The sequence below is a fragment of the Paractinoplanes globisporus DSM 43857 genome, from assembly GCF_000379645.1.
Lineage (GTDB): Bacteria > Actinomycetota > Actinomycetes > Mycobacteriales > Micromonosporaceae > Actinoplanes > Actinoplanes globisporus.
Genome location: NZ_KB903303.1, coordinates 49817 through 73306 on the forward strand (window position 1 = coordinate 49817; position 23490 = coordinate 73306).

Sequence of the window (23490 nt, forward strand, 5' to 3'; positions counted from 1 at the left end):
GCCGGTGGATACCGTCGCGCCGGGGACTGTGGTCACCGCGCCGGCCGTTCCGAACCGTGTGGTGGCGCAGGCCGATCCGGGCGTGACGCAGGCGGTGCTGGGGAACGCGGGCAACGCGGCCACGCAGCGCGCGGCGGCGCCTGGGCGGATCGCGGACGACGAGCTGGTCCGCATCCTCGAGAATCAGCCCGACCTGGCCGGGAGCGTCGTCGACCTGTTCCATTTCACCAGCCTTCGCGATCTGGAGAGCGCCGCCCCGAAGTCGTACAAGATCGTGCGGGAACGGCTGGTGGCGCGGTTCGGGGCCGGCAAGATCGATGGGCTGTACGCGAACGACGCGCGCATCGTGCGGCTGCTCGCCTTCAACGCGGCCGTCGCGGCGAAGCTGGACGAGTTCAAGGACTACTACCGCGCCACCAATCAGCCGGCCGCCGAGCAGGAGATCGCGGCGGTCGTCGGCGAGTACGAGTGGGACTACGCCGGGATGGCCTCCGTCTGGGTCGAGGCTGGGGAGGCCGGGCTGCGCATCCGCGAGTTCTTCGCCACCGGGCGCCCGGACGAGACGGTGGCCGTGCTCGTCGCGGTGGCCGACGCCAAACAGGCCGAGCAGATCAGGCTGGACGCGCTGGCCGCCGAGGCGGAGAAGTGGAAGGGCAAGCTGGTCGCGAGCAAGGAGGTGATGTTCTGGTCCGACGACGACGTACACCTCGAGGAACTGCTCTATCCGCGCCAGGGCACCGAGGAGAAGCCGGAGGCGGTGGCGTGGGCACGCATGTCCGGGTACGCCTGCGGAGTCGTACAGATCAAGCAACGTTTTTATCTTTTCAAGCTTGACCATCAGTACGACCGGAGCGACATCTTCCTGGTGGAGCAGTGGGAGGAGGCGCGCACCGAGGTCGTCCCGGTGCCGTCGACGCCGGCCGACATCACGCTCACCACCAGCGATGGATATGTGCTCAAGGCCACCGGCGAGCGGTTCTTCGGCGGCACCCAGGCGCGCAAGCCCGAGGAGCACCTCGCCGCCGACGAGAAGATCCTCGCCGAACAGGGCGGAGACCTCGGGCACGCCGAGGCGGTGGCGCTGTTCCGCCAGATGACCCTCGACCTGCTGCTGGTCAACCTGGCCGCGGCCGAGCGGCGCGTGCGCGAGCAGCTGGCCGTCGTGTACGGCGTGGAATGGAACATGATCGACCTGGTCCGGAACACGCAGCCGGGCTACTGGAAGCGGACCCTCAAGCCGAAGACCCCGGTCGGCAAGGAGGTCCAGGAGACCGCGGCGACGCTGCGGCAACTGATGATCGACGCGACCGACTTCGCGGCCTCCACCGGCAACCGCGACCTCACCGAGGACGAGCGGGTCGAGATCGAGTTCACCCTCGAGCAGATCGGCCGGATCCAGGCCGAGAACCCGATGGCCGCGATGATGGTGATCAGCCACCGCGACAAGGACGCCACCGGGCCGGCCGAGGAGGACCAGTTCGAGGACAAGGCGGCGCCGGGCGGCCCGCAGGACGCGGCGGGACGGGTCGCGGACGAGCTCTGGGAACGCCTCGACAACATCGATCAGGTACGCCGTCACTTCCTCCGCGAGCCGGACGCGGTCCTCGACCTCGAACCGCTGCACGACCAGATCCTGGGCGGCTTCACCGAGTTCCAGCGGTTCTTCATCCACCTGGCGGTGGCCGGGCACAGCCTGCGCGAGCTGGCGAAGGCGATCGGCCTCGGCGTCCTGCAGCTGGGGCTGGTGATCACCGGTTTTCTCACCGCCGGTCTGACCGCGCTCGCCGCGTCCGGGGCGGCCACGATGCTGGGCGTGCACGGCACCGTCGAGGCCTTCGAGAACGCCCGGCTGCTCGGCGCGATGTCGAAGATGGACCTCAAGGGCGGCTTCCAGCTCGCCTCGCCCGAGCAGGCCGCGACCGCCCGCACCTGGGCGTACATCGGACTCGGTCTCACCATCCTGGACGTCGGCGGCTTCGTGGCGGCCGGCCGGCTGGCCGCGCGGCTGTCCCACGCCGCCGCGATGCCGGACGTGGTCGCCGCCCTCGGCAGCGGCGAACGCAACCTCGCATCGGTGGCCCGCGATCTGGGCATGTCGGAGCGCACGCTGGCCCGCCAGCTCGAGACGCTGACCGGGACCGCCCGGGAGGAGCTGCTGGCCCGCATCCGGCAGGTCGCCGGCTTCCGGATCGGCGGCTTCGCGCAGAGCCCCACGCTGAAATGGGTTCCGAACCCCGGCGGCGAGGTGCGCACCATCGACCAGGCGGTCGCGCTGGCCCGCCGGCGCGGCGTGATCATCCCGGAGGACATCAATTTCGTGGGCGTCGCCCAGGACACCCTGCCCCCGAACGCCTTCGCCGAGTACGCCCAGCTCGGCCGGCCCACCTCGGCCGGCCAGATGATCTCCTGGGAGCAGTTCTACAACCGCTTCCAGCAGATCCCGGTACGCCTGTCCAACGGCGTCCTGAACAGCGACGAGGCCATCGTCGCGGTGATCGGCCACGAGATGCACGAGCTCAACGGCCTGCGAAAGATCTTCGACGCCAACGACGGCTTCATGCGCGCCGACCAGCTCTATCGCGCCATCGCCCCCGGATTCAAGGGCAACCTGCACGACCAGGCCTGGGACATCGCCGACAAGCTGGTCAAGGCCATGCGCGACGGCGGCTAGGTCACTACTCTGTCCCCGGCTTGGACGGAAGGAGGCGGCGGGATGCGGGATGTCGATGTTGCTCGATGGCGGCTGCGCAGTCAGCACCTGGTCGGGCCGCACGCCGCGTCGGCGGGCGAGGCCGTCGGTTCCCTGCTGGCCGTCCAGGCGGAGAACCCGAGTCAGGCGGCGTGGGCCGTGGCGGCCCGCACCCACCGCCCGGACCCGGCCGATCTGGCGACCCAGCTGGACGAGGGCGCCGTCGTGCGCACGCACGTGCTGCGGCCGACCTGGCATTTCGTACGCGCCGAGGACCTGGGCTGGCTGCTCGACCTGACCGGGCCGCGCGTCCAGCGCGTCACCGGGCAGCAGCTGCGCACGGTCCACGGTCTCGACGAGCACGGCATCGACCGGGCGACCGCCGCCGCCGCCGACGCGCTGGCCGGCCGGCACCTGTCCCGGGCGCAGCTCGCCGCCGAGTTGGGCGAGGGCGGGATCGCGGGCAACGGCCAGCTGCTGATGATCCTGCTCGCGCACGCCGAGCTGGACGGGCTGATCTGCGGCGGCGCGCCCGACGGCGGCGAGCACACGTACGCGCTGATGGCCGAGCGCGTGCCGGCGCCGCGGCGGCTCGACCGCACCCAGGCCCTGGCCGAGCTCGCCCTGCGCTACTTCACCGGCCACGGCCCGGCGACCGAGCGCGACCTCGCCTACTGGGCCACGCTCACCCTCACCGACGTACGCGCCGGCCTGCACCAGGTGCGCGACCGGCTCGACTCGTTCGACCACGACGGGCGAACCTTCTGGCACGCCCCCGGCGATCCACCCGTCCGGCCGCAGGAACCGGCCGGCCACCTGCTGCAGGTGCTCGACGAGATCTACCGCGGCTACCAGGACTCCCGCTGGGTGCTCGACGCGGCCGGCGCCGTGCCCCGAACCCGCGAGGCCGCCATCGGCATGGCCCTGACCGACGGCCAGCTCACCGCCGCGATGCGACGCACCATCGCCCCCGACCACGTACGTTTCGACCTGTGGCCCTACCAGCCACTCACCCCGGCCCAGACCGACGCCCTCGACGAGGCCGCCGAACGCTACGGCCGATTTCTGGGACTCGGCCCCCGGCTCGCCTACCCCTGACGACAAGGGGCGAATACGTGGGCCATGTACGACGGCGACCTGACCATCTGGGTGGCCCTCGCGACCGCTCCGGCGTGGCCCGGCTCGCTGAGGCCTGCATTCGTTCACGCCCACGCCTGGCCGCCAGGCGCATCAAGTGGGCGATCTGGATCGAGTCGCTACCACCATTGGGCTGCTTGGCGGCAAGCATTAGTGGTTCATCCACGGCGACGACCTAGGTGAGGGAGCGCCAGAAGCCCGTGTTGTGCTCGGTGTCGAAGTCGTCCGCGACCGTGGAGCAGGCGGCGGGGGAGTCGCCACCGGCCGGGGCGGTGTCGCACGCCTTCAGGAACATCATCTGCGCCGTCGACGTGCGGTAGCGCGGCCAGGCCGGGGTGCGGTCGCCGTTCGGGTCGCCCGAGGCGGTGAAGCGGCCCCAGTAGGCGATCATCTGGTTCGACAGCTCCAGCTGGTCGTCGTCGTACGGGAGCGTCTGCCCGAGGTAGTCCCAGAGATAGCCGAGATCGTCGACGTGGGTGGCGCCGAAGGGGAAGTTCCGGGCCGTCTCGCTCTTCTGCTGGATCAGGTAGATCGAGGTGAACTGGGGCGTGTCGCTCTCGGAGAACTCATACGCATAAGTCGGTACATAGTAGGACAAGGCGGTCATGACGTCTTCACGCACCGTGGCCGTCGAGTCGTTGCCTACGGCCGTCCACGCCTCGCCGGGCGTGGGATAGGCGGTCACCGGATACTGCGCCAGCACGCGATCGGCATTGGCGCCGTACGTGGACCGCACCAGGGCCTCGTACTGCGCGGCGGTCACCGGCTTGCCCGCGTAGTCGTAGTTCTGGAAGGTGAACAGCGCCCGCTCGTTGTTGACCTGCCCGAGCAGCACCGGCACCCGGTTGAAGTTCCCGGCCGGCACCGCGTCGGCCGGATCCACCGGGAACGCCACCCCGCCGACCGACGGCCGCACCCCGGCCCGCTGCTGAGCGGCGAGCAGGGTGGCAGCCGGCGCCGCCCGCAGGCAGGCGACCACGTCGGCGGCCGTCGAGCATCCGGCCTCGCGCACGAAGGCCTGCGACGCTTGCTGCGCCGAGGCCGTCGACCCGAGACTGCAGCCGCCGCTCATGATGATCGCCCGCGCGAAGAGCCCCCGCCCGGTCGGCGACGAGAGCTGGTCGCAGACCGAGCTCCCGCCTGCCGACTGCCCCGCGATCGTCACATCCCGCGGGTCGCCGCCGAACCGCGCGATGTTCGCCTGCACCCAGCGCAGCGCCGCCTGCTGGTCGAGCAGCCCGAAGGTCCCGGCCGCCGAGCCGAGCCCGGGCAGGTTCAGGAAGCCCATCGCCCCGAGCCGGTAGTTGATCGTCACGTAGACCGCGCCGGCCTGCCGGACGAACTTGCGCGGGTCGGTGTCCTGCCCCGCCCCACCGGTGAAGCCGCCGCCGTGGATCCACACGAGCACCGGCCGCTTACCCCGCGTGCCGCTGGGCGCGTACACGTTGAGTGAGAGGCAGTCCTCGGTGAGGATCGGGTTCTCGTAACCGGGATCCCACCCACTGCCCTGCACGCAGCGGTGCCCGAAGGATGTTGCGTCGCGCACCCCGTGCCAGGATGCGGCGGGTTTCGGTGCCGTCCAGCGCAGTGAGCCGGTGGGCGCCGCCGCGTAGGGGATGCCGAGCCATTCGTTGTACCCGGTCTGCTGGAGACCGCGCACCTTCCCGCCGGTGGTCTCCACAAGGGTCGATACGCCGCCCTGGGCGGGGGTTTCCGCGCCGCGAGACGAGCGAGGGGGCGAGCAGTCCGATGAGGACGATGGCGCCGGTCGCGAGCGCGGCGCGAGAGCTGGTCTGTTTCATCGTTACGCGCCGCGGTCAAGCCGGTCACGAAACAATCCCGAAACATTAGGTTGCAGAAAATAGGCCCGCCGTGACTTTTGGTCACGGCGGGCCTTCCTTTCCCGTACGCGGAGAGTTAACCCACTGTCGTCGGTTGTGAGAGGTCGTAGACGGTGCTGCCACCGACCGTGGTCGAGGTGTAGTTCTGCGCCACCCACTCGCTGATCGAGCTGTCACCGCCCCGACCGCCGCCCATGCCACCGCCGGCGATGTAGTAGCGGACCTCGCCCGCCTTCACGTAGGCCTGGAACTCGGCGAGCGTCGGGGACGGGTCGCTGCCGGTGAAGCCGCCGATCGCCATGACCGCCTTGCCGCTCGACAGCTGCAGCGGCGCGGCCTGCATCGAGCCGTTCGTGGCCGCCGCCCAGCGGGTGGTGGTCGCCTTCAGCAGTGCGACGAGCTCGGAGTTGGCCTGGCCGCCTCCGCCCGCGCCTCCGCCGAAGCCGCCCCCGTTCTGGCCCGCGCCGTTCTGGTCCGATCCGGCCTGCGGCGCGCCGTTCTGCCCGCCGCCAGGGATCGCGCCGCCAGGGATCGCGCCGCCAGGGATCGCGCCGCCAGGGATCGCGCCGCCGGGGAACGCGCCGCCGCCCGGGAAAGCGCCTTGCGCATCGCCCTGAGTGCCGCCGCCCGGGAAGGCGCCGCCGCCGGGGAATCCGCCCCGGCCCCCGCCGAACCCGCCCCCGCGCCCGAAGCCGCCGCCGGTCGACACCCCGGCCGGCCCGGTCGTCGGCGTCGACCCGGTGTGCGCGGTCCCGGCCGTCCCCACCCCCCAGGCGGCACCGGCCGCCCCGGTGGTCACGATCGCGAGCGTCGCCACGGCCACCACACCCGCCCGGCGCAGCGCCGACCCCGGCACGAGCAGGGCCGCCGCCGCGACGATGCCGCCGACCAGCACGAACCACCGCAGCCCGGGCGCCCACGACACCCGGCCGAGTAGTTCGAAGTCCCAGACCGCGGTGACCGCGACCATCCCCGCGAGTCCCACCCGGGCCGCCGGATGTGCGCGCCATCCCCACAGCACCCGGGCGCCGATCGCCACCAGCGCCGCGATCCCCGGCGCCAGCGCGACCGCGTAGTACGGGTGGGCGATCCCGCTCATGTAGCTGAACGTCAGGGCCGTGACGAGCGTCCACCCGCCCCAGATGACGGCCGCGGCCCGCGTGCGGTCGGTGCGCGGCGCCCGGGCCGTACCGACGAGAAGCGCGACCAGCGCGACCAGAGCAGCGGGCAGTAGCCACGAGATCTCGAGCCCGAACGAGTCGCCGAACATCCGGGTGATCCCCGTCGACCCGCCGAACATGCCGCCACCGCCGCCACCGCCTCCGCCGGGACCGCCGCCGTTCCCGCCCGGGTTGCCGTCGCCGCCGAAGATCCGGCCGAGCCCGTTGTAGCCGATCGCGAGCTGCCAGAGCGTGTTGTTCGTCGAACCCGCGATGTAGGGCCGCGACGACGCCGGCCACAGCGACACGAGCAGCACGAACCAGCCGCCCGACACGACCAGCGCCGCGCCCGCGATCAGCAGGTCACGCACCCGCCGCCACAGCCCGATCGGCGCCGCCACCAGGTAGACCAGCGCGAACCCGGGCAACACGAGGAACGCCTGCATCATCTTCGTGAGAAAACCGAATCCCAGGAGTACGCCCGTGAGCGCGAGCCACTTCCACGAGCCCTTCTCGACCGCGCGGACCGTGGCGTAGGCGGCCGCGGTCATGAGCAGCACGAGCAGCGCGTCCGGGTTGTCGAAGCGGAACATCAGCACCGCGACCGGCGTGACCGCGAGCACGGCCCCGGCCAGCAGGCCGGCCACCGGGCCGAACCACCGGCGCACCGCGGCGTACAGCAGCGCGACGCTCGCCACGCCCATCAGCGCCTGGGGCACGAGCAGCGACCAGCTGTTCACCCCGAAGATCCGCATGGACAGGCCCATCACCCACATGGCCGCGGGCGGCTTGTCGACCGTGATCGCGTTGCCGGCGTCGAGCGACGCGAACAGCCACGCCTTCCACGACTGGGAGCCGGCCTGGGCCGAGGCTGCGTAGAACTCGTTGGCCCAGCCGGAGGCCGAAAGGTCCCACAGGTAGAGAACCGCGGTCGCGGCCAGCAGCCCCCACAGCGCGGGCCGGGACCAGGCCGGGTCGCCGAGCCAGGAGCGGCGCTTCGGCGCGGAACCGGGCGAATCCAGCGCCGGGGCAGGGTCGAGCGTCAACGTCATGCGGCTACTGTCGCCGGGCGTGCTACGCGGACCTTAGGCAGAAGCTGTGCGCAGGCTGTAGATCTTTCCTGGGGTTTACGCGCGGATTACACCCGTTTTGAGAACCCGTAAAGCGGCCGTCACCGTCTCGGCCATCGCGGTCCGCGCCGACGCCAGGTAGCGCCGCGGATCGACCAGATCGGGCTGGTCGCCCAGCGCTTCGCGAACGGTCCCGGTGAAGGCGGTGTTCAGGGCCGTGCCGATGTTGATCTTCGCCATCCCACCCCGGACCGCCTCGCTCAGCTCGTCGTCGGGCACCCCCGAGGAGCCATGCAGAACCAATGGCACCGGTACGGCCGCGGCGAGCCGGGCGATCAGGTCGTGGTCGAGCCTCGCGCTGCGCGTGGTCATCGCGTGCGACGAGCCGACCGCGACGGCCAGCGCGTCGACCCCGGTCGCGGCCACGTAGGCGGCCGCCTCGTCCGGGTCGGTGCGGGCGCCCTTGGCGTGGGCGCCGCCCTTGCCGCCGATCTCGCCGAGCTCGCTCTCCACCCACAGCCCGGCCGCGTGGCAGCGTCGCACGGCATCGGTGGTGGCGGCCACGTTCTCCGCGTACGGGAGCCGGGACGCGTCGTACATGGCCGAGCCGAACCCGTTGGCCGCGGCCTGGTCGAGCAGGTCGTCGGACTCGACATGGTCGAGGTGCAGCCCGACCGGCACGTCCGCGGCCTCGGCGATGCTGCGCGCGGCCGCCGCGATCGGCGCGAGCCGCCCGTGGTGGAAGCGCACCGCGTTCTCGCTGACCTGCAGAATCACCGGCAGCCCGGCCGCCTCGGCGCCGGCCACGATCGCCTCGGCGTGCTCGATGGTGATGACGTTGAAGGCCCCGACCGCTCCGCGGTCCGCGCGCGCGGCGGCGACCAGTTCACCGGTAGGAGCGAGCACGGTTTCCTCCTGGGGGTGAGGCGGGTGAGGCGGTTGTGGCGGGCACGGCCGGCCCGGCGAGGGCCGTGGGTGTTGTGGTCGCCGCCGGGGCGCTGGCGCGGGTGCGCCGGTAGACGTCGGGGTCGAAGGCGCCGGCCACCGGCGCGGCGACCGCCGCCGACGAGAGCGCGACCGCGTCGGGCAGCAGGGCGGACCAGGGCGTGTGGTCGCGCAGGCCGCGGGCGAGCGCGGCGACGCAGGCATCGCCCGCGCCGGTCGAGTTCCCCGCGATGGACACCGGCGGCGCGCACTCCCACACCTCGTCCGGCGTGACCGCGAGCAGGCCGGCCGCGCCGCGCGACACGACGACCGGCCCGTCGGCCAGTCCGCGGACCGCGTCGGCGAGCCCCTGCGGCCCCGGCCGCCGGGAGACGAGCGCGGCCAGCTCGTCGATGTTCGGCTTGGCCAGGGTCGGGGTGGCGCGCAGCCCGGCGAGCAGGGCCGGGCCGCTGGTGTCGAGCAGGGTGGGCACTCCCGCCGCCGCGGCCAGCGCGATCAGCGTCGCGTACGCGTCGATCGGCAGGCCCTGCGGAAGGGAACCGCTCAGGGTGACCACCATGGCCGGGCCCAGCAGCTCGCGGAACTCGGCGACGAAGAGCGACCACTCGTCGGCCGTGACCGCCGGGCCGGGCTCCCAGAAACCGGTGGCGTCGGTGCCGTCGACCACCGAGACCGTCCGGCGGGTCTCGCCGGCGATCCGGACGAAGCTCGACCGCACACCCTCCGCCTCGAGCAGCGACTCGACCCGGCCGCCGGTGGCGCCGCCGAGCAGGCCGGTGGCGATGACCGGCTCGCCCAGCGCGTGCAGGACGCGGGCCACGTTCACGCCCTTGCCGCCGGCGCGTTCGGCGACCGTCGCGACCCGGTGGGTGCCGTGCGGCACGAGGGCGTCGACCGCGTAGGTGAGGTCGAGGGCCGGGTTCAAGGTGACGGTGACGATCATGCGAGGGCTCCCCAAGGGATCTGCCCCGCCTCGGGCTCGTCGAGAACCGCCCTGGCGAACCGGACTGCCGGACTGGTCACCGGCTGGGCTCGATCGCGTCGTGCTCGATTGGATCTGATCGAACGCTCAGGTGTCAATAGCTGATCATGAGCGTATTGTGCTCGCGAATTGTTCATATGGACAGTGGAGGCGGCCGTGGCCGAGTTCGACGTTCTGGTGGTCGGGGACGCCAACCCCGACCTGCTGCTGCGCGGGGACGTGCGGCCGCGCTTCGGGCAGGCCGAGCAGCTGCTGACCGCGGCCGACCTGGTGCTGGGCGGCTCGGCGGCGATCACGGCGGCCGGGTGCGCGCGGCTCGGGCTGCGCACGGCGCTGTTCGCGGCGGTGGCCGACGACGTCTTCGGCCGGCTCGTCCGCGCCGATCTGGAGCAGAGGGGCGTCACGCTGCTGGCGGCCGACGGGCGCGGGGCGCCCACCGGCGTCACGGTCGTTTTGTCGGAGAAGGACGACCGGGGGATCCTGACGCTGCTCGGCGCGATTTCCGCGCTGCGCCCGGCGGACGTCGCCGACGAGTTGCTGGGCCGGGCCCGGCACGTGCACGTGTCCTCGCTGTATCTCCAGCCCGAGTTGATCAAAGGGCTGGCCGGAGTCTTCGCCCGTGCCCGGCAGATCGGGCTGACCACCTCGCTGGACACCAACTGGGACCCGGCCGAGAGGTGGGAATCGATCGGCGAGATCCTGGCCCACACCGACGTTTTCCTTCCCAACGCGAACGAGCTCCGGGCCATCACCGGCCTGGACAAGACGGATGAGGCGGCAGCCGCGCTGGTGAAGAACGGAACCACCGTGGTGATGAAGGACGGCGCCAGGGGCGCCCGGGCCTGGTGGCCCGGCGGAGAAACAGCGGCTCCGGGCCGCGCGGTCGACGTCGTGGACACGACCGGCGCCGGCGACAGCTTCAACGCCGGCTTCCTCGCGGCCCGCCTCGGCGGCAAGTCCATCGAGGAAGCGGTCGGCTGGGCCGCGGTCGCCGGATCCTTGAGCACCCGGGCCGCGGGTGGGACCGCAGCCCAGGCGTTCCCGGCGGACCTGGGCGCGTGACGCGGGGAAGGGCCGTCGCCCGTCCCCGTCCGCGCGCCCACCTCAGCCTTTGATGCCCGTGAAGGTCATCGTGGCGATGAACTTCTTCTGGGCGAACAGGAACGCGAGGATCAGCGGCATGGTGGCCACCACGTTGCCGGCCATCAGCTGCGACCATTCCGTGCGCCGCATGCCCTGGAAGTTGGCCAGCCCGATCTGCAGTGTGAACCGGCTGTCGTCGGAGATCGCCACGAGCGGCCAGAGCAGGTCGTTCCAGCTCCACAGCAGCGTGATGATGGCGAGTGTGGTCAGCGCCGGCTTGGCCAGCGGCAGCACGATGCTGCGGAACGTGCGCCATCGGCCGCAGCCGTCGATCAGCGCCGCCTCCTCGAGCTCGACCGGCAGCCCGAGGAAGAACTGCCGCATGAGGAAGATGCCGAACGCCGAGGCCAGCCAGGGCACGAACGCGGCGGCGAGGGTGTCGACGATGCCGATCCGGGCGAACATCAGGTAGGTCGGGATCATCAGCAGCTGGATCGGGATCATCACGGTCGCCAGGATCAGCACGAACGCGAGACCGCGGCCCGCGAACTTGAGCCGGGCGAAGCCGTAGCCGGCCATCGAGCAGAGCACCAGGTGCGAGATGACCGCGATGCCCGAGACGATCACCGAGTTGAGCAGCCAGCGCAGCGCCTTGGTCTCGGAGAACAGGTGGCGGTAGCCCTCGATGTGCAGGCTGGTGGGTATCAGCTTGGGCGGGAACTGGTTGATCTCGGCGCTGCTCATGAACGAGGTGAGGACCATCTGCACGAGCGGCAGTACGAAGATCAGCGCCAGCGGCATGAGCAACAGGTGCCAGGGACTGAACGGAAGCTTCCAACGGGTCATCAGAACACCTCCGAGCCGCGCCGGCGCCCGTACAGGATCACGCCCAGGCTCAGCACCATCGTGACGATGAACAGCAGGTACGCGGCGGCCGCCCCGTACCCCAGCCTCTGGGTTTGAAATGCCAGCTCGTAGATGTAGTAGACGACGGTCTGCGTGCTGTTCAGCGGACCGCCGCGGGTGGTCGTGTAGATCAGGTCGAACAGCTGCATCGCGGTGATCGTCTGCCAGACCGCCACGAAGACGGTGACCGGCCGCAGCTCGGGCAGCGTGACGTGACGGAACACCTTCCACTTCGAGGCGCCGTCCACGACCGCCGCCTCGACCAGCTCACGCGGGATGTCCTGCAGCGCGGCCAGGTAGATGACCGTGGTGAAGCCGACCTCGCCCCAGAGCAGGATCAGGCAGATGATGTAGATCGCGAGATGCTGGTTCTCGAGGAACTGCGACTGCGGCAGGCCGAGAGTGCGCAGGATGTCGTTGGCCGCGCCGAACTGCGGGTTGAAGACGAAGTTGGCCAGGATGCCGGTGGCCGCGGCCGACGCCACGTACGGCACGAAGATGCAGGTGCGGTAGAACCCGATCAGCTTGATCTTCTGGTTGAGCGCGACCGCGATGAGGATGCCGAGGACGATCGAGCCGGGTACGAAGATCGCGGTGAGGATCAGCGTGTGCCGGGTGGCCGCGATCATGTCGGGGTCCTGGAGCAGCTTCTGGTAGTTGCCCCAGCCCACCATCGTCGCCGGGGCGATGCCGTTCCACTTGGCCCGGGAGATGAAGAACGCCCAGACCGCCGGGAAGATCGAGAGCCCGACGACGATCACCGTGGCCGGGCCGGCGAAGGCCCAGCCGGTGAGGCCGCGCCGCAGAGCGCGGCCACGCGGGCCGCGCTTTGCGGGAACGGTCGACGGGTGCGCACGCGGGGTCGCCGCGAAGGTGACCGCCATCAGCTGCCGATCGAATCGGCCGACTTCTTGGCCGCCTCGTCCAGTGCCTCCTTGGGCTGGGCCTGACCCTGCAGTACCTTCGCGATCGCGTCGCCGACGTTGCGGGACAGCTCCTCGTAGCCGGGCGCCGTGGGCCGGGCCTGCTTGGCGTTGGCCAGGTTGGCGAAGAACTTGTCGCCGCCCGGGTACTCCTCGACGTACTTCTTGAACTCGGGGGAGTCCTTCTCGGTGCTGCGCAGCGGCAGGTTGCCGATCGCGAGGTTCCACTTCGGATCGGTCTCGGCGCTGGTCAGCCAGGTGACGAAGTCGCGCGAGGCGCCGGCCCGGTTCACGTCGTCGTGGTTGAACAACACCCACAGGTCCGGGCCGGAGACGGTCTGGTGGTCCCCGTTGTATCCGGGCAGGTTCACCACACCGTACGAAAGCTTGGCCGTTTTGATGTCGAGCAGCGACCAGGGGCCGGAGAGCATCATGGCGACGTGCCCGCTGTTGAACAGCGGACCGTACTTCTCGTCGGTCTGGTCGAGGTACATCGACTTGTCGTCGACCGCCATCTGCCGCAGCGTCTCGAGCGCGGCCACCCCGGCGTCGGAGTTGAAGGCCGGCTTCGTGCCGTCGAGGATCTTGCCGCCGTGCTGCCAGAGCATCGGCCACAGGTGCCAGGTGGTGTCCTCGCTGCCGGAGACCGAGAAGGCCGTCCCGTACGTCTTGGTCGCGGTGTTCGTCAGCTTCTTGGCCGCGGCCCGGAAGTCGTCCCACGACCAGTTGTCCGTCGGGTAGGCCAGCCCGGCCTGGTCGAAGAGCTTCTTGTTGTAGATCAGCGCGAGGTTGTCGACCAGCGCCGGGATCCCGATCACCTTGCCGTTGGCGGTCGCGACGAGACGCGCCGCCTCCGGGATCTCGTTCCATTTGAAGGACGGATCATTGACGTACGAGGTGAGGTCCTGCGTCTTGCCGCTGGCGCCGAGATCGCCCGCCCAGTTGCCGTAGGCGTAGGAGACGTCCGGGTAGCTGCCCGCCGTGAATCCGGCCGAGAGCTTGGTGAGCAGGTCGTCGGTGGTGGGCGCGCCCGGCGACACCTTGATCGTCACGTTCGGGTGCGCGGTGTGGTACTCGGCCGCCAGCTGCTCGGCGACCTTCTCCTGTTCCTCGGTCTGGCCGGTCCACCAGGTGATTTCGACGTTCGCCTTCGGGTCGTAGCCCACGGCGGCGTCCTTGCCGTCATCGGTGGTGCCGCCCATGCAGGCGGAGAGCAACAGAGCGGCACCGGCGCCGCTCGCCAGCAGCCGGAACACCCGGCCGCGCCGAAGGGAAGTCTTCATCAAACACCTCGATGTTCGTCTGAGTGGCCTCAGGGGGTGAGTACGACGGATCGGGTGAGCAGTCGGGGATTGTCGGGGTCGAGGCCGCGGTGTGCGGCCAGTGCCAGCGCGAAACGCTGAGCGAGTATGAGCTGAGCGAGAGGATCCAATTCATTGCGGTACGCGGTGGCGCCCGCGGCCCGCGCGACGTCGTCGAGCTCGCGATCGGTGTCACCGAGCGACCAGACCAGCGAGCGCGGACCGCAGACCGCGACCGGGCCGTGCCGGAAGTCGCGCGCCGGGTAGGACTCCGAGTACGCCTGGGCCGCCTCGCGCACCTTGAGCGCGGCCTCGTTGGCCAGGCCGAAGGTCCAGCCGGTGCCGAGGAAGACCAGGTGGTCGATGTCGGCCGGGTCGGCCGGCAACGGCATGTCCAGGGCCTTGCGGCCGTCGGCCACGATCGGTTCAAGATCTTTCCCGTACGCGGCGCGGGCGAGCGCCAGCACGGTGGTGGGGAATCGGGTCTGCACCACGCTGCGCTCGTCGGCGAAGTCGAGCGCGAGCTGGGCGTCGGTCAGCTCGTCGACCGGCTCGCCGCGCACCGCGGTGATCGCGACCGTGCGGGTCGCGGCCGGGACCATCCGCAGTGCCTCGAGCACCTCGGTGGAGGTGCCGGAGCGGGTGACCGCGACGATCCGGTCGTAGTGGCGGCCGGGCCGGAACTCCGATGCGCAGATGGCGTCGGTCTCGCCGAACCCGGCCCGCTCCCGGAGCTCGGCGAGGCTCTGCGCGACGAACCAACTGGTGCCGCAGCCGAGCACGAGCATCCGCTCGCCGGGAGCGATCAGCTCGTGCTGGGCCTGGTCGGTGAAGGCCAGGCTCTCCAGCCACACATCGGGCTGGCTGGCGATCTCGGCCGCGGTGTCATTCATGTTCGAGGATTATGCTCGTTTGTGATCGCTTCACAAGATGTGAGCGTCAAACGAACAGTCCCGATTGAGCGTTGCTTCTGAGCCTCTACCGCAGCGATTCCGGGATCAGGTCGCCGTGCGCGGCCGTGAGCTCATCGCACATCTCCCAGATCTGGTCGACGGTCAGCGTGGCGGCCGTGTTCGGGTCGACCATGGCGGCCTGGCGGACCATCCGCTTGTCGCCGGTGACCGCCGCCCGCACGGTCAGCTGGCCGACGCTGACGAAGCTCCGGTTGAGGGCCGCGCACTGGACGGGCAGGTCGCCGACCCGCTCGGGGCGCACGCCGAGGCGGTCGACCACGGCCGGCACCTCGACGGCGTAACCCTCGGGCAGGTTGCTGATCAGGCCGCGGTTGGGGACGTTCGCGTGGATCCGGCGCATGGTGCCGGTGACCATGCTGTGGATGACCTGCGGGGCGTACTCGGTGGCCTCGCGGGTGAGGTCGAGCGGTTCGCCGCGTTGGAGCGATGCGCGCGTTTTCTCGTACTCCGCCACGTTGTCGGCGCTGATCCGCAGGTAGTCGCCGACCGGGATGCGCAGGCGGGCGATCTCCTCGTCGTGGTGCAGGTACCAGGGGAGGTACTCGGAGGAGTGCTCGCTGGTCTCGGTCGGGAAGTAGCCGAGCCGCTGGTACATGTCCATCCGTACGCGCCGGCGCAGCTCGGGGTCCTTCTCGAGCAGGGCGTCCAGCCGGGGGTAGAGCGACTCGCCGCGGTGCTCGAAGCGGAGCAGCCAGGCCTGGTGGTTGACGCCGGCGCCGAGGTAGTCGATCTCGTCGAGCGGCACGTCCAGCAGCGCGGCGAGGTCGTGCACGGTCCAGAAGACGGAGTGGCAGAGACCCACGGCCTTGAGCTCCGGCTTCACCGCCGCGAGGTAGGCGATGTTCATCGCCATCGGGTTGGTGTAGTTCAGGAGCCAGGCGTCCGGGCAGACCTCGGCGATGTCTTTCGCTATCCCGTCCAACACCGGGAATGTCCGGAGTGCTCGGAAGATTCCGCCGACGCCGAGCGTGTCGGCGATCGTCTGGCGCAGGCCGTACTTGGCCGGGATCTCGAAGTCGCGCACGGTCGCCGCGTACATGCCGACCTGGATCGAGTTGATGACGAAGTCGGCGCCCTCGAGCGCGCGCCGCCGGTCGAGGCTGGTGGTGATGACCGGGCGGCATCCGAGCTGCTCGGCGGTGCGGCGGGCGATCGCCTCGCCGGTCTCCAGCCGCTCGGGGTCGATGTCGTGCAGGGCCAGGGTCACGTCGCGCAGCTCGTCGAAGGAAAGGATGTCGGCCAGCAGCTCACGGGTGAACACCACGCTGCCGGCGCCCAGGAAGGCGATCACTGTCATGGCCGGATTCTTGGCGTGTTCGCCAAGAACGCGCAATACCAACTGGTGTATCGCTTGAAAACGAACTACATTGACTGCTCGTTTGATCAATGGTTTGAAGAAGGGCCCATGAGTTCGTTGCGCCGGGCCGACCGCGTGTCGGCCATTCTCGAGCGGGTCGCGAGCCACGGCTCGGTGGACGCCGGCCACCTCGCCGACGAGTTCGCCGTCTCGCCCGCCACGATCCGCCGCGACCTCCAGGTGCTCGAGGACCAGCGGCTGCTGTCGCGCACCCACGGCGGCGCGGTCGCCGTCGACGTCGCCTACGAGCTGCCCGTGCGCTACCGGGTCGGCCAGCACCGCGAGGAGAAGGCGCTGGTCGCCAAGACCGTCGCCGCGCTGCTGCCGAGGGGGCCGCTCACCCTCGGGCTGACCGGCGGCACCACCACCCACCTGCTGGCCCGGCTGCTCGCCGAGCGGGTCGACCTCACCGTGGTCACCAACGCGCTGAACATCGCGGCCGAGCTGGCGCTGCGCCCCCGGCTCAAGCTGATCATGACGGGCGGCGTGTCCCGCACCCAGTCGTACGAGCTGGTCGGGCCGATCGCCGACCAGGCGCTGCAGGGCCTCAACATGGCGGTCGCGGTCGTCGGCGTGGACGGCATCAGCGCGCGCGGCGGCCTCACCACTCACGACGAGATCGAGGCGAACACGAACGCCACGATGATCCGCCGCGCCGACCGGGTGATCGTGGTGGCCGACGGCTCCAAGGTCGGCAAGGTCTGCCTGGCCGGCATCTGCCCGGTCACCGACGTGTCCGCGCTGGTCACCGACGCGAGCGCCGACCCGGTCGGGGTCGAGGCGATCCGCCGCACCGGCACCGAGGTCATCGTGGCCGGGGTGCCGCGCGAGTAGCGTGACCCGTCATGGGGGACGGCTACACGGCACGCCTGCCGCGCCAGTGGCGTGCGGTGTTCGTCCTCGGCTCGGTCGCGCTCTCGATCCCGGTCGTGACGTCCGGGTCCGCGCCTCTTCCGGCGGTGGCGCTCATCGCGGCGCAGGCCGTGGCCGTGTGGTTCCTCGGCGACCGGCCCGCCCCGGCGACGGCGGCGGTGCTGCTCATCAGCGCGGGGCTTCAGACGATTCATCCCGCGTACGGGCCGGGGATTGCCTTTGTGGTTCTGTGCACCTACGCGTGGCTGCGCCCGGCCGGAGAAACACTGTGGGTTCTCGGGCTGGCGGTGGTGACGGCGTGCGGGCCCGCGGCGCTGCAGGGCCGATGGGATCTCGCGGCGCTCTGGCTCGGCGGGGTGCTGCTGGCCTGGAGCTGGGGCGCGCTCGCCCGGGCCCGCGGCGCGCGGCGGGTGGCCGAGCGGCGGCAGGCGGTGCTCGAGGAACGCGCCCGGATAGCGCGCGACCTGCATGACGTGCTGTCCCATACGGTGTCGGTGATGGTGGTGCAGGCGGCCGCGGCCGACGACGTCTGGGAGTCGAACCCGGTGCAGGCCCGGGAGGCGTTGCGCCGCACCGAGGAGGCCGGCCGGCAGGCGCTCGCCGAGCTCCGCGGATTTCTGCGTACGGTGCGCGAGGAGACCGACGACGACGATGCCGCGCCGCAGCCGACGCTGGACGACGTCGATCGGCTCGCCGGGACGATGGGTGACTCCGGGCTGCGCGTGATGCTGCGGCGGGAGGGTTCGGGCGCGGTGCCGCTGGGCGTGCAGGCCGCGGCGTACCGGATAGTCCAGGAGGCACTGACCAACACGCTGCGGCACGCGCGGGCCTCGGAGGCCGAGGTGCTGCTGCGGATCGACGAGTCGGAGGTGTACGTGCGGGTGCGCGACAACGGGGTCGGTCTTGTCGACGCCCGCAAGGGCGGGCACGGGCTGCTCGGCATGCGCGAGCGGGTCGGTTTGCTCGGCGGCACCCTGGCCGCCGCGCCGCGCGAGGGTGGCGGGTTCGAGGTCGAGGCCCATCTCCCCGTACGGGGGCGGCCGTGACCATCAAGGTGCTGATCGCCGACGACCAGGCGCTGGTCCGCTCCGGCTTCCGGATGATCCTCGAGTCCCGGGACGACCTCGAGGTGGTCGGCGAGGCGAGCGACGGCGAGCAGGCGATCCGGCTCGCCGAGCAGACCCGGCCCGACGTCGTGCTGATGGACGTGCGGATGCCCGGCCTCGACGGGGTGGCAGCGACCGCCCGGCTCACCGCGGCAGCTCTTCCGCCCAAAGTGATCATCCTGACCACGTACGACCTGGAGGAACCGCTCTACGCCGCGCTGCGGGCCGGGGCGAGCGGCTTCCTGCTCAAGGACGTGCGCCCGGCCGACCTGGTCGAGGCGATCCGGGTGGTGGCCGGCGGCGACGCGCTGCTCGCCCCGACGGCGACCCGGCGGCTGCTCGACCGCTTCCTGGTCACCGACGTGACGCCGGAGGCGCCGGCCGGGAGCCTCGACCGGCTCACCGAGCGGGAGCGCGAGGTGCTGACGCTGCTGGCCCGCGGCTCGTCGAACGCCGAGATCGCCGAGCGGCTGGTGGTCACCGAGGCGACCGTGAAGACGCACGTGTCGGCGATCCTGCGCAAGCTCGGGGTGCGCGACCGCGTGCAGGCGGTGGTCCTGGCGTACGACCTCGGGCTGGTTCGGCCCCGACCCTCCTCCTGAAGTCGGAGACCGAAGACCAGACCGCGGCCCGACGCAATGATCTCCGCCGATCCCTAGCTTCGGGTCATGACTTCGTCACCGCAGCAGCGGGCGGTCCGCCTCGTGGTGGTCCTCCTGATCGCGAGCATCGGCGCCGGCGTGCTGTCCACCGGCCTCGCCGTGGCCACCCACGCCGCCAAGCTGGGTCCCAACCAGATCCTGATCTTCCTGGTGGCCATCCTGTACGTCTGGGTGATCCGCAAGCTGCGCGCGGGCTCGCCGGCCGCGTACCGGCGGGTGCGGATCGTCTCGGCGGCCGGGTTCGTCGCCGTGGCCTGGCAGCTGGTCGCCGCCGCCTACCCGCTCTGGTTCCGGCCGCTGCAGGTGGCGCAGCTGACGCTGCTGGCCGCGCTGATCGTGGCGGTGAACCGGCCGGTCATGCGCGCGGCATTTCCCAGGGTGCCCGACCTTCGGCCGCGCAATCGGCGCGCCGCGCTGGTTCTCGCCCTGCTGGCCCCGGTCGTCGCCGAGGTGAGTCTCGGCACCGTGCCGCTGCGGATGGCCTGGGCCTGGCTGGTCTTCGCCCCCGTCTACTCCGCGGGCGTCCTGTTCCTGCGCGAGGCGCTGCGCCGCACCGGCGGCGGTTACGCGAACCTGCTGATCCTCGGTGTCGCCTACGGCCTGGCCGAGGAGGGCCTGGCCTTGCAGAGCCTGACCAGCCCGCATCTGTACGGCGCGGCCGGCTGGGCCCCGCGCCTGCTCGGCATCAACACGGCCTACACCGAGCTCAACCTGGTCTACCACGCCGTCTTCAGCGTCACGATCCCGGTCGTCCTGACCGAGCTCATCTTCGCCGGCCACGGCCCGCGTCCCTACCTGCGCCGCGGCGGCATGATCGCCTCCGGCGTGATCGCCCTGCTCGCCCTGGCCCTGCTGCGCGTGAGCATCCCGCCCGCCGAGGACCCGGGCTACACCATGCCGCTGCTCGCCGTCGTGATCGTCGCGGCCCTGATCGTCGCCGCCCTCGTGCTGGGTCTCCGCCTGCGCTTCGGCCCTGCCCGTCAGTCACCGCCGTCTCGCCCCACGCGTCGGTCGGCGTTGTTGCTGCCCACACGCTGGTCGGCGGCACCGCGCATCGCTCGTCGACCGGCGTCGTTGTCGCCAGCGCGCTGGTTGCCGGCGCCGCGCGTCGCGCGCCGGTCGGCTTCGTTGTTGCCCGCGCGCCGGTCGGCTTCGTTGTTGCCCGCGCGCCGGTCGGCTTCGTTGTTGCCGGCGCGCCGGTTGCCGGCGCCGCGCCACGCTCGCCGGTCGGCACTGGCGCGCCCTGCCCTGGTCGCGATCGGCGCGGCCGTTGCTACCTTCGCCTTCCTCGCGCTCGTTTGGCCGTTCGGCGACAGCGAGCGGCACGGCTGGTGGCCGCTGATCCCGATGACCATCGCCGCGGCTGTCGTCGTCGCCGCTGTGGTCGTGCCGCGCCGCTGGGAGATGACGCCGCGCCACCTGATCGCGGCCTGCTGCGGCGCGCTAGTTGCCCACACCCTGTTCGGCCTGGTCGCCAACGCGGACACCTCGGCCGACCGCCTCTTCCTGGCCGGCGTCGCGCTGCTCACGGCCGTGCTCGGCGTCGCGGGTCTGCGGCGCATCCCGGCCGCCGTGCCCAGCGACGCGGTCGTGCCCAGTGGCGTCGCCGTGCCTGGCGAGGCGGTCGTGCCCAGTGGCGTCGCCGTGCCTGGCGGGGCGGTCGTGCCCAGCGGCGTCGCCCTGCTCGGCGGGGAGGGCGCACCCAGCTGTGTCGCCGCGCCGGGCGTCGCCGCCGTGTCTGGCGGTGCGGGGCTGGGTGAGCCGGTGGCCGAGGCGCTGGCCAGGGAGTTCGACGAAGCGGTGGGCCAACCACGAGAGTCCGAAGAGGACGGTGAGGAAGCCGGCCACCGCGAGCAGCTCGACCGGGCCGTGCAGGCGGACGCCGAGGTCGGTGAGTTGGGGAGCCAGCACGGTGATCAGCGGGACGTGGAGCAGGTAGATCGAGTAGCTGATGACGCCGAGCCAGGCCAGGAAGCGCGGCGTGCGGCGGTTGCGGCAGGCCAGACCGATCGCGAATGAGCCGCCGATGACCAGCAGCGTGATGACCGAGCGGGCCATGTATCGGGGGATGAGCGCGTGCAGCGACGCCAGCTCGGCGAACCAGTTGGTCAGCAGCGCGGCGGCGACGAGGGCGACCACCGCGCCGGCCTGCCACCGGGGGATCTGGCCGTGCTGGGCTCGGTAGATCGTGGTGCCGGTGAACATCACGGCCGGGATGAGCAGGCCGTCCCAGACGTGCGACAAGTCCTGGTCGGCCACCAGCAGCGTGCCGGCCAGGGCCAGCAGCAGGACGGCGCCGGCGATCGCGGGCCAACGGTGGCGGGAGGCGAGGGCGGCCAGGCCCAGGGTCAGAAGCACCGCCACGACGACGGGTAGAGCGGGCGAGGCCAGCCGGCTCGGCGACAGGGGAGCGGTGGCCACGGCCGCCACCGCGAAGACGATCGCGGCCGCGGCGCTCGCGCGGTGCAGGCGCAGGGCGAACAGCGCGGCCACGATCAGGTAGAACGCCATCTCGAAGCTCAGCGTCCAGACCACCGGAGTGATCAGCGGCGCGTTCAGCAGCTGCGGCAGCATGGTCAGGTGGGCGACCGCGCCGGAGGCGGTGATCCCCGCGGTCGCCGCCACCAGGCCGCAGACCACCAGGTAGAGCGGGTAGAGCCGGGCCAGCCGGCCGATCCAGAAGCGCCGCAGGTCGCCGTGCCGTTCCAGCGACGCCGGGATGATGTACCCGCTGACCAGGAAGAACAGCATCACCCCGGCCGGGCCGGCGTGCAGCCACTCGGCCGAGACGTCCCGGGCGCCGCGCAGCAGGTAGTGGCTCAGGTGCGCGTAGACGACCAGCAGGGCCGCGATCGCGCGCAGCGCGTCGAGCCACGCCATCCTTCGCTGCGGCATCCGCGAAGGGTACTCGCGATATCAGTAGGACGCCGCGGACTCCATGCCCGCTTCGTAGCGCTTCCACGTCCCCTTGCCGGCCGATTTCGCCGCGTACATCGCCACGTCCGCGCGGCGTACGAGCGCGCCGGCGCCCTCGCCCGGTTCGGCACTCGCGGCGCCGATGCTGGCGTTGGCTCGTACGGTGGTCCCGTCGATCTCCACCGGCCGGGAGAGTGCGTCGAGGATTCGCCGCGCGGTGTCCTCGGCCTCGGGGCCGGCGCAGTCCCGCAGCAGCACCGCGAACTCGTCGCCGCCGAGCCGGGAGGCCAGGTCGCCGGCCCGGAGCGCGGCGCGCATCTTGTCGGCCACCGAGATCAGCAGCGTGTCCCCGGCCGCGTGGCCGAGCGTGTCGTTCACGGTCTTGAACCCGTCCAGGTCGACCAGCAGCACCGACGCCCCGGCCGACCGCTCGAGCGCGTTCTCCAGCTGCACGTAGAAATGGGTGCGGTTGGCCAGCCCGGTGAGCCCGTCGGTGTGCGCCTGGTACGACATCTCGGCGAGCGTCGTGTCGAGCTTGTGGATCAGGTCGGTGTTGTCGTGGAAGGCGGCCAGCTGCCGGCCCGCCACCAGCAGGCAGATCAGGCCGAGCCCGACCACGACACCCCACAGCCGGACGTCCACCCCGTGGGGCATGACCGCGATCAGGGCGACAAACGCAACCACCATCGAGCCGTACGGGAGCAGGCTGTACGGCTTGCGGCGGCGCTCGCCGAACGGCTCCGGATCGAAGCGGGCGATCAGCTCCTGGATCCGCGGCCCGAGCGCGATCAGCAGCGACGGCATGAGTCGCACCAGATAGACGTACGCCGGCAGGCTGCCGACCGCGGGCGGCGCCAGGAACAGCCCGATCATCGTGAACGCGGCCGAGACGATCATCGGGATCGCCGCGATCCTCCGCATCGGCGCGTTCCCGCTCAGCATCATCTTCACCGCGGCGAAGCCGGAGGTCAGCGCGACGGCGCCGAGCCCGAGCGTGGCCAGGATGTCGGTGCGGTTGTACTCGCCCGGCTTCACCGCGAAGCTCCAGGCGATGACCGCGCCGCCGACCAGCACGGTCGCCGAGTCGAGCCAGAACGCCAGGCGCTCCCGCCCGGACCGCCCGGGATGCGGATGCACCAGCATCGCCAGCACGATCGCGACCAGGCCCAGCGTGAAGCACGCCGACTGCACGATGCCGCCGGTGGTCGACCAGGTGCCCGGTTTCGAGACGAACGTCAGCAGTGTCTGGAACGAGTCGCCGAACAGGAACAGCGACGCCACCGAGGCGAGGATCCGCCAGAATCGCCGCGTCGCGCCGGTCGCGATCCGGAAAACCCGCCAGGACGAGTACGCGAGCAGCGCGTCGAGCGGGAGTTGGAAGAACCAGAAGGTGCGGACCTGCCAGAGAGTGTCCGTGGCGGTGTTCCCGGCGAGCGCGACGAACAGGACCGCGGCCAGCACGGTCCAGGCGGTCGCCCCGATCAGCAACGGGTCGCGGCGCAGCGAAGGCCGCTGCTGCCCGAGCCCGGATGCGTCCACGAGTCCACGTATCGGCCAAAGATCCC

General features: G+C 71.3%; 17 protein-coding genes and 1 pseudogene. 7 read left to right on the forward strand and 11 right to left on the reverse strand.

The window, feature by feature from the left end; genetic code table 11:
- The first annotated feature begins 4 nt into the window (after positions 1-4).
- Together A3CQ_RS0117560 and A3CQ_RS53215 are read left to right on the forward strand one after the other, a co-directional pair.
- On the forward strand, positions 5-2671 hold the full coding sequence (locus A3CQ_RS0117560; RefSeq protein ID WP_157296012.1) for a hypothetical protein: 2667 nt from the start codon (positions 5-7) through the stop codon (positions 2669-2671).
- A gap of 42 nt (positions 2672-2713) precedes the next feature.
- Entirely contained in the window at positions 2714-3787 is a 1074-nt protein-coding gene (locus tag A3CQ_RS53215; RefSeq protein ID WP_020512254.1) for a winged helix DNA-binding domain-containing protein, read from the forward strand.
- A gap of 214 nt (positions 3788-4001) precedes the next feature.
- Here the strand turns inward: A3CQ_RS53215 and A3CQ_RS53220 are convergent, their stop codons facing one another.
- The 4 genes from A3CQ_RS53220 to A3CQ_RS0117585 form a co-directional block, all read right to left on the reverse strand.
- Positions 4002-5507: a carboxylesterase/lipase family protein gene (locus A3CQ_RS53220; RefSeq protein ID WP_020512255.1), complete on the reverse strand. Its 1506-nt coding sequence runs from the start codon at positions 5505-5507 to the stop codon at positions 4002-4004.
- Positions 5508-5743: 236 nt separating this feature from the next.
- Positions 5744-7879: an ArnT family glycosyltransferase gene (locus A3CQ_RS0117575; protein WP_020512256.1), complete on the reverse strand. Its 2136-nt coding sequence runs from the start codon at positions 7877-7879 to the stop codon at positions 5744-5746.
- Positions 7880-7954: 75 nt separating this feature from the next.
- Positions 7955-8803, reverse strand: a complete 849-nt coding sequence (locus A3CQ_RS0117580; RefSeq protein ID WP_020512257.1) for a class II fructose-bisphosphate aldolase — start codon at positions 8801-8803, stop codon at positions 7955-7957.
- Positions 8784-9785 (reverse strand): 1-phosphofructokinase family hexose kinase, encoded by a 1002-nt coding sequence (locus A3CQ_RS0117585; protein ID WP_020512258.1) that lies wholly within the window; start codon positions 9783-9785, stop codon positions 8784-8786. The genes A3CQ_RS0117580 and A3CQ_RS0117585 overlap by 20 nt, the downstream gene beginning before the upstream one ends.
- Positions 9786-9980: 195 nt before the next feature.
- Between A3CQ_RS0117585 and A3CQ_RS0117590 the strand changes: the two genes are divergently transcribed.
- A complete protein-coding gene (locus tag A3CQ_RS0117590) occupies positions 9981-10886 on the forward strand; it encodes a carbohydrate kinase family protein (RefSeq protein WP_157296014.1) in 906 nt (301 codons plus the stop codon).
- A gap of 42 nt (positions 10887-10928) precedes the next feature.
- Here A3CQ_RS0117590 and A3CQ_RS0117595 read toward each other — a convergent pair whose 3' ends face one another.
- The 5 genes from A3CQ_RS0117595 to A3CQ_RS0117615 form a co-directional block, all read right to left on the reverse strand.
- Positions 10929-11753, reverse strand: a complete 825-nt coding sequence (locus A3CQ_RS0117595) for a carbohydrate ABC transporter permease (protein WP_020512260.1) — start codon at positions 11751-11753, stop codon at positions 10929-10931.
- The gene (locus A3CQ_RS0117600) at positions 11753-12697 is read right to left on the reverse strand and encodes a carbohydrate ABC transporter permease (RefSeq protein ID WP_020512261.1); all 945 of its coding nucleotides are present in this window, start codon (positions 12695-12697) and stop codon (positions 11753-11755) included. Before A3CQ_RS0117600 ends, A3CQ_RS0117595 begins: the two co-directional genes overlap by 1 nt.
- Positions 12697-14019 (reverse strand): ABC transporter substrate-binding protein, encoded by a 1323-nt coding sequence (locus A3CQ_RS0117605; RefSeq protein WP_040432542.1) that lies wholly within the window; start codon positions 14017-14019, stop codon positions 12697-12699. Before A3CQ_RS0117605 ends, A3CQ_RS0117600 begins: the two co-directional genes overlap by 1 nt.
- Before the next feature lie 29 nt (positions 14020-14048).
- A complete protein-coding gene (locus A3CQ_RS0117610; protein WP_020512263.1) occupies positions 14049-14930 on the reverse strand; it encodes an SIS domain-containing protein in 882 nt (293 codons plus the stop codon).
- A gap of 85 nt (positions 14931-15015) precedes the next feature.
- Positions 15016-16308, reverse strand: coding sequence for an alpha-glucosidase/alpha-galactosidase (locus tag A3CQ_RS0117615; RefSeq protein ID WP_026205809.1), 1293 nt, complete (start codon positions 16306-16308; stop codon positions 15016-15018).
- A gap of 108 nt (positions 16309-16416) precedes the next feature.
- Here A3CQ_RS0117615 and A3CQ_RS0117620 point away from each other — a divergent pair, with 108 nt between their 5' ends.
- The 4 genes and pseudogenes from A3CQ_RS0117620 to A3CQ_RS64425 all read left to right on the forward strand — a co-directional run.
- Complete coding sequence (locus tag A3CQ_RS0117620; protein WP_020512265.1) at positions 16417-17202, forward strand: DeoR/GlpR family DNA-binding transcription regulator; 786 nt, start codon at positions 16417-16419, stop codon at positions 17200-17202.
- 11 nt (positions 17203-17213) lie between these two features.
- Entirely contained in the window at positions 17214-18287 is a 1074-nt protein-coding gene (locus A3CQ_RS0117625) for a sensor histidine kinase (protein ID WP_020512266.1), read from the forward strand.
- Positions 18284-18949 carry a response regulator gene (locus A3CQ_RS0117630; RefSeq protein ID WP_020512267.1) on the forward strand — a complete coding sequence of 222 codons (666 nt, stop codon included), beginning with the start codon at positions 18284-18286 and terminating at the stop codon, positions 18947-18949. The genes A3CQ_RS0117625 and A3CQ_RS0117630 overlap by 4 nt, the downstream gene beginning before the upstream one ends.
- A 417-nt stretch (positions 18950-19366) precedes the next feature.
- Positions 19367-20260: pseudogene (locus A3CQ_RS64425) on the forward strand (AF_0692 family protein); the annotation flags it as partial.
- Between the two features lie 192 nt (positions 20261-20452).
- Here the strand turns inward: A3CQ_RS64425 and A3CQ_RS53225 are convergent.
- The gene (locus tag A3CQ_RS53225) at positions 20453-21904 is read right to left on the reverse strand and encodes an acyltransferase family protein (protein WP_084699126.1); all 1452 of its coding nucleotides are present in this window, start codon (positions 21902-21904) and stop codon (positions 20453-20455) included.
- Between the two features lie 21 nt (positions 21905-21925).
- Entirely contained in the window at positions 21926-23464 is a 1539-nt protein-coding gene (locus A3CQ_RS0117645; protein WP_020512271.1) for a GGDEF domain-containing protein, read from the reverse strand.
- Positions 23465-23490: the final 26 nt, after the last annotated feature.

What these genes read in the sequence shown, in the direction of transcription:
- A3CQ_RS53215 (WP_020512254.1), top strand. Translation starts at nt 2,714, where the DNA reads ATGCGGGATGTCGATGTTGCTCGATGGCGGCTGCGCAGTCAGCACCTG.
- A3CQ_RS0117575 (WP_020512256.1), bottom strand. Translation starts at nt 7,879, where the DNA reads ATGACGTTGACGCTCGACCCTGCCCCGGCGCTGGATTCGCCCGGTTCC.
- A3CQ_RS0117585 (WP_020512258.1), bottom strand. Translation starts at nt 9,785, where the DNA reads ATGATCGTCACCGTCACCTTGAACCCGGCCCTCGACCTCACCTACGCG.
- A3CQ_RS0117595 (WP_020512260.1), bottom strand. Translation starts at nt 11,753, where the DNA reads ATGACCCGTTGGAAGCTTCCGTTCAGTCCCTGGCACCTGTTGCTCATG.
- A3CQ_RS0117600 (WP_020512261.1), bottom strand. Translation starts at nt 12,697, where the DNA reads ATGGCGGTCACCTTCGCGGCGACCCCGCGTGCGCACCCGTCGACCGTT.
- A3CQ_RS0117605 (WP_040432542.1), bottom strand. Translation starts at nt 14,019, where the DNA reads ATGAAGACTTCCCTTCGGCGCGGCCGGGTGTTCCGGCTGCTGGCGAGC.
- A3CQ_RS0117610 (WP_020512263.1), bottom strand. Translation starts at nt 14,930, where the DNA reads ATGAATGACACCGCGGCCGAGATCGCCAGCCAGCCCGATGTGTGGCTG.
- A3CQ_RS0117615 (WP_026205809.1), bottom strand. Translation starts at nt 16,308, where the DNA reads ATGACAGTGATCGCCTTCCTGGGCGCCGGCAGCGTGGTGTTCACCCGT.
- A3CQ_RS0117620 (WP_020512265.1), top strand. Translation starts at nt 16,417, where the DNA reads ATGAGTTCGTTGCGCCGGGCCGACCGCGTGTCGGCCATTCTCGAGCGG.
- A3CQ_RS0117625 (WP_020512266.1), top strand. Translation starts at nt 17,214, where the DNA reads ATGGGGGACGGCTACACGGCACGCCTGCCGCGCCAGTGGCGTGCGGTG.
- A3CQ_RS53225 (WP_084699126.1), bottom strand. Translation starts at nt 21,904, where the DNA reads ATGCCGCAGCGAAGGATGGCGTGGCTCGACGCGCTGCGCGCGATCGCG.